Source organism: Frankia sp. CeTa3Moorea (assembly GCF_978021225.1).
Genome location: NZ_CDXDOR010000111.1, coordinates 5,666 through 17,893, shown reverse-complemented (window position 1 = coordinate 17,893; position 12,228 = coordinate 5,666). Strand labels below are relative to the sequence as shown.

Here is a 12,228-nt window from a genome sequence, read left to right as displayed (position 1 = left end):
GCGGTGGTGAGGCCGGGCACGGTGCCGCGGGGGCGGACGGTCTCGTCATCGCCGGGCGGTCCTACGGCAGCCGGCTGCTGATCGGCACCGGGAAGTTCGCGAGTCACCAGGTGATGCGGGACAGCCTCGTCGCCTCCGGTGCCACTATCGTCACCGTGGCGCTGCGCCGGGTCGACATCGGCCGGATCGGTGACGGCGACATTCTCGACTTCATCCCGCCGTCGATGACCCTGCTGCCCAACACCTCGGGAGCGGTGGACGCGGCCGAGGCGCTGCGGCTGGCCCGCCTCGGGCGGGCGGCCACGGGCACCGGTCTGGTCAAGCTGGAGGTCACCCCGGATCCGCGCACCCTGGCGCCGGATCCGGTGGAGACCCTGCGCGCCGCCGAGCTCATGGTGGCCGACGGCTTCACGGTCCTGCCCTATTGTTCGGCCGATCCGGTGCTGGCCCGCCGGCTGGAGGAGGTCGGCTGCGCCACCGTGATGCCGCTGGGCAGCTGGATCGGCTCGAACCGCGGGCTGCGCACCCGGGACGCGATCGAGGCAATCGTGGCGAGCGCCGGGGTCCCGGTGGTGGTGGACGCCGGGCTCGGGGTGCCCTCGGACGCGGCCGAGGCGATGGAGATCGGCGCGGCCGCGGTGCTGGTCAACACCGCCATCGCGGTGGCCGCCGATCCGGCGCGCATGGCGCGGGCCTTCGCGCTCGCCACCGCCGCCGGCCGGCTGGGTTTCCTGGCCGGCCGAGGGGCCGCCGGCCCGGCCACGGTGGCGTCCGCCTCCTCCCCGCTCACCGGGTTCCTCGGCGCCCACCCGTCACCGGCGTCGCCCTCGGCGTCGCCCTCGGCGTCGCCCGTGCCCTCGGCGTCCCGGGCGGCGTCCCCGGCACCCGTGCCGGCGGCGGTGGTGGGCGAGGCGTCCAGGTGAGCGCCCCGCCAGGGGAGTTCGCGCGCGAACTTGCCGGTCACGACCTGGCCGGGCTGTCCGCGATGTCGCGGCGGGCCACGTCCGCCGAGGTGGGCACGGTGCTGCGGCGGGTTCGGCCCGGATCCGGCGGGTCAGCCACCCCCCGGATCGGTCTCGCGGAGCTGGCGATCCTGCTCTCACCCGCGGCCACCGCCCGGTTGGAGGAGCTGGCGATTGCCGCCCGGGAGGCGACCCTGCTCCGGTTCGGTCGGGCGGTCCGGCTGTTCGCCCCGATGTACGTGTCGAACGCCTGCCTGTCGTCCTGCACCTACTGCGGCTTCGCCAAGGGCCTGCCGGTGGTGCGCCGCACGCTGGGTATCGAGGAGGTGGTAGCGGAGGGACGCCTGCTGGCCGACCGGGGGTTCCGTCATCTGCTGCTCGTCTCCGGCGAGCATCGCGTCGAGGTGTCGGCCGACTACCTCGTCGCGGTGGTCGAGCGGCTGCGGCCGATGTTCCCCTCGATCAGCATCGAGACCCAGACCTGGTCGGACGACACCTATGCCCGGCTGGTGCGTGCCGGGCTGGAGGGAGTCGTCCATTACCAGGAGACCTACGACCGGGCCCGCTACGCCGAGGTGCATGTCGCCGGCTGGAAGCGTGACTACGACCGGCGGCTGTCCTCGTTCGAACGGGCCGCGCGGGCCGGGGCGCGCCGGCTCGGGATCGGCGCGCTGCTCGGGCTCGCCCCGGACTGGCGCGCTGACGTGCTCGCGCTGGCCGCGCACGCATCCTTTCTCTCCCGTCGCTACTGGCGGACCGAGGTCTCGATCGCGCTGCCGCGCATCAAGCCGAGTGCCAGCGGGTTCCCGCCGGTCGTCGTCGTCGGCGACGCGGAGTTCGTCCAGGCGTACGCGGCCCTGCGCCTGTTCGAGCCGGACCTGGCGCTGTCGCTGTCGACCCGGGAGCCGGCGGTGCTGCGCGACGGGCTCGTCCGCATCGCCGTGACCACCATGAGCGCCGGCTCCTCCACCGAACCCGGCGGCTACACCACGCCCGGCACGGCCCAGGAACAGTTCTCGATCTCCGACGAGCGTTCGCCGGCACAGATCGCCGCGATGCTCGCCGAAGCCGGGTACGAGCCGGTGTGGAAGGACGCCTTCCCGCTCGTGGACCCGGTGCGGTGACGGCGGCCCGGCGTCGCGGGTCATCGATAGTCTGCTCGAATGCAGCGAATAGTCGTCGTGGGCGCGGGAATGGCGGGGGGCCGGGCCGCCGCCGAGGTGCGCGCACGTGGTTTCGCGGGAGAGGTGATCCTGCTCGGGGCGGAGCCGCACCGGCCCTACGATCGTCCGCCCCTGTCCAAGGCCGTGCTCTCCGGCCGTATCGACGACACGACGTTGCCCTTCGACCTCGACGGGGTCGAGGTGTGCCTCGGGCGGCGGGCGACCGGCCTGCGACCGGGCACCGTGGAGACCGACGCGGGGCCGCTGGACTACGACGGCCTGGTGTTGGCGACGGGAGCTGAGCCGGTAACCCTGCCGGGCGACGGCCCGCAGCGGGTCCTGCGTTCCATTGACGACGCCCGGCGCCTGCGTGACGCCCTGCGCCCCGGCGTCCGGCTCGTCATCGTCGGTGCCGGCTGGATCGGCGCGGAGGTCGCTACGGCGGCGGCAGCGATCGGTGCCGAGGTCACCGTCGTGGAGGCGGCCGCCTCGCCGCTGTTCGCCGCGCTCGGCGCGCAGGTGGGCCGGTGCACGATCGCGTGGTACGCCCGGGCCGGGGTCACCCTGCGCCTGGCTACGGCCGTGGAGCGGGTCACCCCCGACGGGCTGGTGCTGGCCGGCGGTGAGGAGCTGATCGCGGACGAGGTCGTCGTCGGCGTCGGGGTGCGGCCCGGTATCGCCTGGCTCGCCGGTTCCGGGCTCGCCCTCGACCGGGGAGTCGTGGTCGACGAGCATCTCGCCGCCCAGTGGGCCCATGGTGCCGACGATGCCGACGATGCCGACGATGCCGACGATGCCGACGGCGACCCGCCGCCGGTGGTCGCGGTCGGTGACTGTGCCGCCTGGTGGTCGCGTCGCTACGGGCGGCGGCTGCGGGTCGAGCACTGGGACTGCGCCCAGCAGTCGCCCGCGGTCGCGGTCACCACGCTGCTCGGCGGGGATGCCGTCTACGACCCGGTGCCCTACTTCTGGTCGGAACAGTTCGGCCGCATGGTGCAGTTCGCGGGACTGCCCTCGGCGGAGGCCGCCCTGGTGTTCCGGGGCGATCCGGGCGTCGTCGTGCCGCCCGGCGGCGGGCGTCCGCCCGGCTGGTCGGCCGGGTGGTTCGCCCGGGACGGCCGTCTCGAAGCGCTGGTCACCGTGGGGCGCCCGATGGACATGGTCGCCGGTCGCCGGTTGATGGCGGCCGACGGTATCCCGGATCGGGAGCGTTTCGCCGATATCTCCGTGTCGATGAAGGAACTGGCCGCGGCAAGTCGATGACGCCCGGTGACGGCCCGGTGTTCCCGGTGTTCCCGGTGTTCCCGGTGTTCCCGGCGTTCCGGGTTTTCCCGGCGTTCCCGGCGTTCCGGTCGGCTGGATGGCGGGATTTCTGGATATCAGGATCATTGGTGCCCCTGCCGGCCATTGCGTTATGTGCGCATCCTTGTGCGGATCCTTGTTTGGCGACCCCAATCGCCGGAACGTCAGGAACGGTCACTAGAGTGCGGAGACGTGCCTCGCATTCACCTGGTGTCGAACCTGGCCGGTGTGAACGCGCTCGGCGACCATTTGCGGGCAGCGGGTCTCGGCCCGACCTCGGCACGGTCGGCCGACGCGCTTCTCGTGCTCATCGACCGTCCGCTCGACCACGTCGAGCAGGAGTTGCTGGACCGGGCCCGGCAGACCGTCCCGGTCCTGCTCGCCGGGCCGACCATGCGGGCGCTGCCGCCGGGAAGTCCGCTCATCGAGGCGTCCGGTCTCATCCCGGGGCGGACCACCGCGCCCTACGGCCTGCGGTTGACCGTCGGGCCGCAGGGCGGCGCGGTCATGGCCCGGTCCGCGGACTTCCGCCCCCGGGAGAGCTGGATCATCTCCGACAAGATTGCCGACGACGTGGAGCGGCTGCTCCTGGTCCGGCACGAGATGGGCGAGCATCCCGTCTGCACCTGGCGGCCCTCCACGGGCCTCGGCATATTCACCCTGGGTACCGGTCCCGCCGTGCTCGCCGATCCCGCCTACCACCGGCTTGTGGGACGTTGGCTGCGGCACTGCCTCGGCGTGCTCGACGCCGCGCCGGCCAGGGTCGGGCTGCTGGGTACCCCGGACACCACCGGGACGCACCACTCGGCGGTGGACGCGACCGAGGGCCTGGAACTCGCCGCCCTCTGTGACGGCGGTGCCGGCCGGCTCCCGGCGCACGCGGCGGGTCGCCCGCCGCGCCGCGTTGACGACCCGGACGACCTAGTCAACGATCCCGATCTCGGGGTCGTCATCGTGGCCACACCGACCCACACCCGGCTCGAATGGGCCGGTCGTGCGCTGGAGGCCGGCAAACACGTCGTCGTGCACGCCCCGCTCTGCCTGTCGACCCCGGATGCCGACCAGCTCGCGGAGCTCGCGGAGGCCCGGTCCCTGGTGCTCGCGGTGTATCCGGAGGGTCGGGACGACCCGGGCTACCGGGCGGTCCGCGCCGTCGTGCACCGCGGCGCCGTCGGCGAGCCGCTGCGGCTGGACGCCCACCGGGGCGGGTTCCGCCGGCCGGCCGGCACCTGGCACGACGACGAGCGGATCAGTGGTGGGCAGCTCCATGACCGGGGCAGCGCCTGCGTCGACCAGATCCTCGCCCTCGTCGACGAGCCCGTCGAATGGGTCAGCGCGTCCACCGTCAAGCGGGTCTGGCACCACGTCAGCAACGCTGACCACAGCCGGCTGCTGCTGCGTTTCGCGAGTGGGGCCGAGGCGCAGGTCACGGTCTCCGATCTGACGGTGGCCCGGCGCCCGCGGTTCGAGGTGCTCGGGTCCACCGGCTCGCTGATCTTGGACGGCGGGGCTTCCCGGGACGGCGGGGCTTTCCGGGACGGGGAGGGGAAGCTGGTGCCGCGGTTGGGACGGCACGCCGGTCGCCGGTCCGAGGCCGAGATGCTCGAGGCCGAGATGCTCGAGGCGGGGGTGCTCGAGGCGGGGGTGCTCGAGGCGGAGGCGGGGTCGCTCATGCTGATCACTCATGACGGGGTGCGCAGCCACATCCCGCTGGCACCCACCTCGGGCAGTATGTTTCACCGGGACTTGGCGGACTGTCTCGTCTCGGGCTGGCCGCTGTCCGGCTACGGCGTGGAGACCGCCCGTCCGGTGGTCGCGGTGCTGGAGGCGGCGGTGCGCTCGGCGGTCGCGGGCGGCGCCCAGGTGGCTCCGCTCTGACCCGTTCCGGCCGGACTGTCCCGGCCGGGAACTGCCTGGTCATCCGGTCGCCGAGGGGCGCGGCCAACGTCCGCGGCCGCGCCGGCACCGTACGACGCCATCGAGACTTGGGTGTTTACTCTTGACCATGGACTGGCTGACCCTGCCTGACGTCGCCGATCAGCTGCAGGTTCCCGTGACCCGTGTCCGGCAGATGGTGCGCGACCGGACGCTGTTGGCCCAGCGGGAGGGGGGCGTCCTGCGGGTGCCTGCCGATTTCATCCGGGACGGCGCCGTCGTCAAGGGGCTGCCCGGATTGCTCACGGTGCTGGCCGACGCGGGGTTCACCGATGAGGAGGCGCTCGACTGGATCTTCCGGGAGGATCCGAGCCTGCCGGGCACCCCCATGCAGGCACTCATCGAGAACCGTGGCAAGGAGGTCAAACGACGGGCCCAGGCGTCGGCCTTCTAGCCCCGGCCCGGTCCCGGCCGTACCCACCGCCCGCACGGCGGGCGCTGCTCCCGTAGGGTCGAAAAATGGTCGATCGTCCGCTGCACTCGCACTCGCACCCGCGTGCGCACCTGGAGCCGCTCGCCCGGGCGCGGGTCGTCGTCAATGGTGCGCCGCGGGGCATCCCGAGTGGCCAGCCGCTGCCCGACCTGCTCGCCGAGCTGGGCCTGCCGTCCGGTTCGGTGGTGGTCGAGCACAATGGCGTGGCGCTGACGCCGTCCGAGATGCCCGCCGTCCGGCTCGCCGACGGCGACATTCTGGAGATCGTGCGTGCTGTCGCCGGAGGTTGAGGGATCGTCGCCGCGCGCCGGTGGGCCGGCCCGGGCGGACCGGTTGCGGCGGCTGGCCGACGCCCGCCTGTACCTGTGCACGCCGCGTCGGGCCGAGTTCGACGCCTTCCTGAGCGCCGTGGTCGGCACGCCCGAGGCCCCCGGGGTCGATCTGATCCAGCTCCGGGAGAAGGGGCTTGAATGGGACGAGGAGCTCGGCGGGCTGCGGCGGGTGCAGGCCGCCGCCGGCGCCAGGGGAGTGCTGGTCAGCGCGAATGACCGCGCCGACCTCGCCGCCTTCGCCGGGGTCGACATCCTGCACGTCGGTCAGGGCGACATCCCGCCGCGGTTCGCCCGGCGCCTGGTGGGCCCGGACGTGCTGATCGGACAGTCGACGCACGATCCCGACCAGTTCCTCGCGGCGCTCGCCGACCCCGACGTCGACTACGTGTGCGTGGGGCCAGTGCACGCCACGCCCACCAAGGAGGGCCGGCCGCCGGTCGGCCTGGGCCTGCCCCGGCTGGCCGCGCGGCACGCTCCTCCGTTCGTCCCGGGCGTGAAGCCGTGGTTCGTCACCGGTGGCGTCGGTCTGGATACCCTGGATGAGATCCTCGCGACGGGAGCGCGCCGCGTGGTGGTCGTGCGGGGCCTCACCGGGGCCGAGGATCCGGCCGCGAGCGCCGTTGCCCTCGCTCGGCGTCTGCGCGCTGTCTGAGAGCCGTCTGAGAGTTGTCGATGCGCCGTCCGAGCCTCCGCCCCAGCCGCCGATGCGCCATCTGAGCTACCTCGCGGTCCTGGCGGGATGCCTGCTCGGAACGGCGCCGCTCGAGGTGTTTCTGGGCACCCGGGTGTACGCCCGGCCGGTTCGACTGCTGCTGACCCTCGCCCCCGTCATCGTGATCTTCGTTGCCTGGGACCTGTTCGCCGTCTCCGCGGGGCACTGGAGCTTCGACCGGCGCCGCATCACCGGGGTCCTGCTTCCGGGGAGCCTTCCCCTGGAGGAGCTGCTGTTCTTCGTCGTGGTGCCGATGTGCGCGATCCTGACGCTGGAGGCCGTGCGCGCGGTGCGGGGCTGGGACGTCGGCGACGAGCCCGCCCATCCGAGCGCGACGCGTTCCGGTGGGACTCCCGATGGTGATCGGCCGTGAGCTACACGGCCCTAGCGGTCGTCGGGGTCGCGCTGGCGATCGCGATGGACCTGTGGGTCCTGCGGACCCGGCTGCTGACCCGGCGGGTTTTCTGGACTTCCTACGCGATCATCGCATTGTTCCAGTTGATCTCCAACGGGATCCTCACCGGGTTCGGCGTCGTCGTCTACGACCCCCGCCGGATCCTCGGCCCGCGGATCGCACACGCTCCGGTCGAGGATCTGCTGTTCGGCTTCGCGCTGGTGACCCAGACGTTGGCATGGTGGGTCTGGTGGGGGCGCCGGCTGCGGGGCGGGCCGCCCGGCCGGCCCCGCAGCCGGCGGACCGGGGAGAGCAGGGAGACCGGCGACAACGGGAGTAACGGCGACAACGGCGACAACGGCGACAACGGGGGTAACGGGGAGAATCGGGGCATCCCGCCTCGGCCCGAGGGTCGAGAGAGATCTCAGCGTACTTCGTGACGGAAACGAGCGAATTGGTCCCCTCGCGAGAATCCGTCGGCTTAATCTCGTCATGATGACGCATGATGGTGCGGGGGGCCCGGGATCGCCGGGACGTCACCGTTCTCCCTGGGGGCGTTCAGGTCGGATCCTGCCGATCCGGTGGGGACGCATCATTGCTGTAGTGGTTGCGTTGGTCGTCATCGTTGCGGGTCTGGTGGTTGTGCGTGGGCGGATGGCCGGCGACCATCGTGCGGGTTCCTCCGGAGGCAGGCCGGGTGCGCCGGTCGCACCGCCGGCACCCGTGCCCGGTGACGAGGACGGGCCGGCGGACGTGACGGCAGCCCCGGTCACTGCTCGGCCGGGTGCCGGTCCAGCCTTTCCCACCGCGCCCGTGGCCTCCCCGAGCGCCGGCATCGGGTCGGTTCCGCCGCGGGTCGCCCCGACCGCCGCGAGACCGCGGACCGGACCGCAGCCTGGGTCACCGGCCGTCCCGGTCGCTCCGCGGCCCTCCGGCCCGGCCCTCGGCCTGAGCTCGACCAGGGCCGACCTGGGTGACGTCGACTCCGTCTGGCGGCTTGACCTGCGTGGCGAGGGCACGGCGCCGGTCGACGTCGTGATCGGCGCCAGCCCGTCCTGGCTCACCGTGATGCCCGGCCGGTCGCGGATCGATCCGGGGGCCGTCGTCCCCCTGGTGATCACTCTTGACCGGGCGGCGGCACCGTCCGGACCGATCGACGTGACCGTTCCGATCAGGCCCCGCGAGGGGGGCGGCGGGGGCGACGTGCGGGTCACCGCCAGGGTCGACGGCTCGCCACAGGTGGTATCGATGGTTGCGGCGCCGACGACGCTGTACCCGTCCGGCTGCGCGCCGGCCGCCAGGTCGACCGCGTCCCCGGCGACCGCGTCCCCGGCGACCGCGTCCCCGGCAGCGGTGTCCACGGTGACGGTGTCCGTCGTTGACGCGACCGGCATCTTCGCCGTGGAGCTCGTGGTGAGCCTCCCCGACGGAGGCAGGGCGAGTGTCTCGCTGGTCCTTGACCGGGCGACGGGTAACCGGTCGACGTGGTCCGGCCCGGTGGGCCCGGCCCGTGCGGCCGGGGCGATCACCTACACGGCTACGGTGACCGATCTCGACGGGCGGCACTCCCGGGCACCGGGATCCCTCACCGTTCTGCCCTGCCCCTCCTGATCGGCGCGGTGGTGGCGGCGGCGGTGGCGGTGGGAAAGTATGGTGCCGCCCGGTTCGGGGGGTACCGGACGGCACGGTATAGCATGACAGATTGGCCAGGACGCGCCAAGGTTTTGTCGGGTGGTGAAGGCATCACCGCGACGACCATTCGTCGCGGATGGGGAACGATCAGGGGCGCGGCATCATCCAAAGACGGGCATCATCCAAAGACGGGTGTTGCAGACCCGGGGCGCCGCGGTACGCGATGCACGCGCCGCCGGGCGCCGGAGAAAACGGGTGGGTGAGGTCGTGGACGCTGCTCTCGGGGATGTCGGTGTGCCGCGTCAGACCGGGCCGCAGCCGGCCGTGAAGCCGGCCGTGGAGCGGGCCGGCCGGGACGGTGCCGCGCGGTGGCGTCGACCCCTGCCGCCGGTCGAGCAGGTGCGTCCGGGATTGTGGAGTATCCCCGTCCCGCTGCCCTGGGCCAAACCGGCGCACGTGTTCGTGTACGTCTTCGAGACTTCCACGGGCCCGTTCCTGATGGACGCCGGCTGGGACTTCGACGAGGCGTTCGACGCGTTGCAGGCCGGACTGGCGATGATCAGGATGTCGGTGGCCGACGTGCAGGGCGTCGTGGTGACCCATGCGCACCTGGACCACTACGGCCTGGCGAACCGGATCCGGGAAGCATCCGGGGCGTGGGTCTCGTTGCATCCCCTGGACGAGGCGATGCTCCGGCACTTCGAACATGGTTATGCTGACCGGATCTCCGAGCTGATGACCCGGGCCGGGGCGCCCGCCGAGATGACCGAGCGCCTGCTGGCGGGCTACCAGCAGCCGGCCCGGGGCCTGCCGCGACCCGACATCCTCATCGAGGACGGCGACCGGCCGGACATCCCGGGCTGGGATCTCACCGCACTGTGGACACCGGGCCATTCGCCGGGACACCTCTGCTTCTGGGAGCCGACCAACCGGCTGCTGTTCTCCGGGGACCACGTCCTGCCCTCGACGGCGGTCGGGGTACCCGCGCCGGAGGAGGCTGCTCCTGATCCGCTGGGCGACTACCTGCGCTCGCTGGCCCGGCTGCGGGGCCTGCCGGCCGAGGAGGTGCTGCCGGCGCACGAGCACCGGTTCACCGGGCTGGAGCGCCGGCTCGCGGAGCTCGACGCGCATCACGCCGGCCGGCTGTCCGAGGTCGTCGAGGGACTGCGCGCGGGTGCCTCGCGGGTCTGGGACGTCGCCGGGTACGTGACCTGGCATCGGCCGTTCCGGAACCTGCGGGGGGTGGCGCTGCAGAACGCCGTGATGGACACGATGTCGTATCTCGCGACGCTGGAGGCAACCGGCGCGGCGCGTTCCGAGCCGGGAACACCAGACCGGTGGCGCCTGATCGAGCCGTAGGGCCCGCCGGTCGGCAGGGCGGGGACCATTGGTACTAGGGTGAGGATATGACCTCCGTGTCGCTGTCCAAGGGCGGCAATGTCTCGCTGAGCAAGGTCGTCCCCAACCTCACTGCGGTGACGGTGGGCCTGGGGTGGCAGGTGCGGCAGACCACCGGTGCCGCCTACGACCTCGACGCCAGCGCGATCATTGTGAATGACGCCGGCCGGGTCCTCTCCGACGGCTATTTCGTGTTCTTCAACAATCTGGTGAGTCCGGACGGTGCGGTGAAGCACCTGGGTGACAACCTGGTCGGTGGCGGCGGCGGTGACGACGAGCAGATCAACGTCGACCTGCGGACGCTGACCCCGCAGGCGGCGAAGGTCGTGTTCACCGTGTCCATCTACGATGCCGACTCGCGTCGGCAGGCCTTCGGCCAGATCCGTAACGCGTTCATCCGGGTGACGGACGCGACGAACGGCGCGGAGGTGGCCCGTTACGACCTCACCGAGGATGCCTCCACGGAGACGGCGATGATCTTCGGCGAGCTGTACCGCTACGGTGGGGAGTGGAAGTTCCGCGCCGTCGGCCAGGGATACGCCTCCGGGTTGCGCGGGATCGCCCTGGACTTCGGCGTCAACGTTACCTGACTGACCGTACGAGTCTCGTGACCGTACGAGTCTCGTGACCGTACGAGCCTCGTGACCGCTGACCGCCTCCGCTCCCACAGGTTCAGACGCGGCGCCATCCGGTGGCGGGGCGGGCGTTGCCGATCGTCGGCACGACCCGGGAGCGGGCTCCTCGCGGCGCGACGACCATGACGCGCACAGAACAGGTGTTGGCGTCGATCCGGTAGAGGATCCGCCAGGTCCGCCCGCTGGCCTCGTGCATGCCGACCTGCTCGCCGGGGATCGGAGTGCCGGCCTTGCGCGGATCGTCGCGCAGGGCACCGTCGAGGAACCGGCGGACCTCGCCGCGGGTGAGCTCGGCCAGCTTCGACAGGTCCCGCTCGGCCGAGGCGGACAGCGTCACCTCGTGCTTGTCACTCACCGCCGGCTCCCGTCCCGCCGGCCAGCCGTCCTCCGGCGGCCGGAAGCGGGGAAAGCTCCACGTTCTCCACGTGAAGATCCTATGCGCCCGCCTCCACCGGGGCTCGCGCTTCTCGCCCCCATGCGGGGAAACGGTAGCGTCCTGTCAGCAGCTGCCAGCAGCTCTGCCCTCTGGAGCGTCGGCCTTTCCGGTGTTGGCGGTCCGGCCGGGCCGTTTTTCTGCCTGGGGTGACGATCCTGTCACAGTTGGGTTGCTCCCTGCGTCCTTGTAGGTGGATGCCGTCCCATGCGGCTCCTGGCCCGCAGTGTGAGGACGGGGTACCCGCTCGATTCACTCACGGGACATCCTCTGCGTGACAGGGCGGCTACTGTTGAACACGTCCGGTGTGTCCGTTTCCGCGCGCCGTACCGCGGCCTGCCGGCGCGCGTCCGGACTGACGAGTGCCCTTGGATCTTGTGGAACGAGGAGGTGGTGTGGCACGTCAGGAGCGACCTCTGGATCCAGCCGCGGGGCCACTGGAGACCTTCGCCTGGGATCTTCGGAAGGTGCGCTACGAGGCGGGCAACCCGACGTACCGGGTACCAGCCAGGATAGCTGGCTACAGCGCAAGCACCCTGTCGTAGGCGGCCAGCGGGACACCCACCGACTACAGCAGAATGTCCGACTGTCAACCCCGTCGAGGAGTCTGGAAAGTGACGCTACTCACGTGGAGTGGATTATGCCGCCCGGCCAGGATCGGTTATTCCGCACGATTGGCGGACGGCGTCGGCGGGGGCACCCGCACCGGGCAGAACACGCCGGCCACGGCGGCCGCGAGCGTCGCCGCGGCGGCGCTGTCGGCGCCCGCGGTGTCGACCGGTTCACCGAGGACCACAAGCTTGAAGTAGATCGGCGCGGCCAGCGCCTTGAGCAGTTCGGTCGGGTCGGTGCCGGCCGGGAGTTCGCCGCGCTCGATCGCGTGGACCACGACCGGCT

General features: G+C 72.1%; 14 protein-coding genes. 12 read left to right on the top strand and 2 right to left on the bottom strand.

Features of this window, described 5'->3' with window-relative positions; genetic code table 11:
* Positions 1–47 precede the first annotated feature (47 nt).
* The 12 genes from AC08OV_RS17715 to AC08OV_RS17660 all read left to right on the top strand — a co-directional run bounded on the left by AC08OV_RS17715 (position 48) and on the right by AC08OV_RS17660 (position 10,853).
* Positions 48–923 carry a thiazole synthase gene (locus tag AC08OV_RS17715; RefSeq protein WP_476619971.1) on the top strand — a complete coding sequence of 292 codons (876 nt, stop codon included), beginning with the start codon at positions 48–50 and terminating at the stop codon, positions 921–923.
* Positions 920–2,086 (top strand): 2-iminoacetate synthase ThiH, encoded by a 1,167-nt coding sequence (gene thiH / locus AC08OV_RS17710; protein WP_476615711.1) that lies wholly within the window; start codon positions 920–922, stop codon positions 2,084–2,086. Before AC08OV_RS17715 ends, thiH begins: the two co-directional genes overlap by 4 nt.
* A gap of 39 nt (positions 2,087–2,125) precedes the next feature.
* Positions 2,126–3,388 carry an NAD(P)/FAD-dependent oxidoreductase gene (locus AC08OV_RS17705; RefSeq protein WP_476615710.1) on the top strand — a complete coding sequence of 421 codons (1,263 nt, stop codon included), beginning with the start codon at positions 2,126–2,128 and terminating at the stop codon, positions 3,386–3,388.
* Between the two features lie 231 nt (positions 3,389–3,619).
* Positions 3,620–5,305: a Gfo/Idh/MocA family protein gene (locus AC08OV_RS17700; protein WP_476619970.1), complete on the top strand. Its 1,686-nt coding sequence runs from the start codon at positions 3,620–3,622 to the stop codon at positions 5,303–5,305.
* A 127-nt stretch (positions 5,306–5,432) separates the two neighbouring features.
* Positions 5,433–5,756, top strand: a complete 324-nt coding sequence (locus tag AC08OV_RS17695) for an Rv2175c family DNA-binding protein (protein WP_476600306.1) — start codon at positions 5,433–5,435, stop codon at positions 5,754–5,756.
* A gap of 65 nt (positions 5,757–5,821) precedes the next feature.
* Entirely contained in the window at positions 5,822–6,085 is a 264-nt protein-coding gene (gene thiS / locus AC08OV_RS17690) for a sulfur carrier protein ThiS (protein ID WP_462187962.1), read from the top strand.
* On the top strand, positions 6,066–6,779 hold the full coding sequence (locus tag AC08OV_RS17685; protein ID WP_476614211.1) for a thiamine phosphate synthase: 714 nt from the start codon (positions 6,066–6,068) through the stop codon (positions 6,777–6,779). Before thiS ends, AC08OV_RS17685 begins: the two co-directional genes overlap by 20 nt.
* 52 nt (positions 6,780–6,831) lie before the next feature.
* Entirely contained in the window at positions 6,832–7,212 is a 381-nt protein-coding gene (locus AC08OV_RS17680; RefSeq protein ID WP_462203265.1) for a lycopene cyclase domain-containing protein, read from the top strand.
* Positions 7,209–7,673: a lycopene cyclase domain-containing protein gene (locus AC08OV_RS17675; RefSeq protein WP_476614212.1), complete on the top strand. Its 465-nt coding sequence runs from the start codon at positions 7,209–7,211 to the stop codon at positions 7,671–7,673. The genes AC08OV_RS17680 and AC08OV_RS17675 overlap by 4 nt, the downstream gene beginning before the upstream one ends.
* A gap of 163 nt (positions 7,674–7,836) precedes the next feature.
* Entirely contained in the window at positions 7,837–8,844 is a 1,008-nt protein-coding gene (locus AC08OV_RS17670) for a hypothetical protein (RefSeq protein WP_476614213.1), read from the top strand.
* A gap of 315 nt (positions 8,845–9,159) precedes the next feature.
* Positions 9,160–10,224, top strand: a complete 1,065-nt coding sequence (locus AC08OV_RS17665; protein WP_476619969.1) for an MBL fold metallo-hydrolase — start codon at positions 9,160–9,162, stop codon at positions 10,222–10,224.
* A 47-nt stretch (positions 10,225–10,271) separates the two neighbouring features.
* Positions 10,272–10,853, top strand: coding sequence for a TerD family protein (locus AC08OV_RS17660; protein WP_476600292.1), 582 nt, complete (start codon positions 10,272–10,274; stop codon positions 10,851–10,853).
* An 82-nt stretch (positions 10,854–10,935) separates the two neighbouring features.
* Here AC08OV_RS17660 and AC08OV_RS17655 read toward each other — a convergent pair whose 3' ends face one another.
* Positions 10,936–11,253, bottom strand: coding sequence for a type II toxin-antitoxin system RelE family toxin (locus tag AC08OV_RS17655; RefSeq protein ID WP_462187969.1), 318 nt, complete (start codon positions 11,251–11,253; stop codon positions 10,936–10,938).
* A gap of 739 nt (positions 11,254–11,992) precedes the next feature.
* Positions 11,993–12,228 (bottom strand): TetR-like C-terminal domain-containing protein (locus AC08OV_RS17650; RefSeq protein WP_476619968.1); only part of this gene is annotated, 236 nt, incomplete at its 5' end.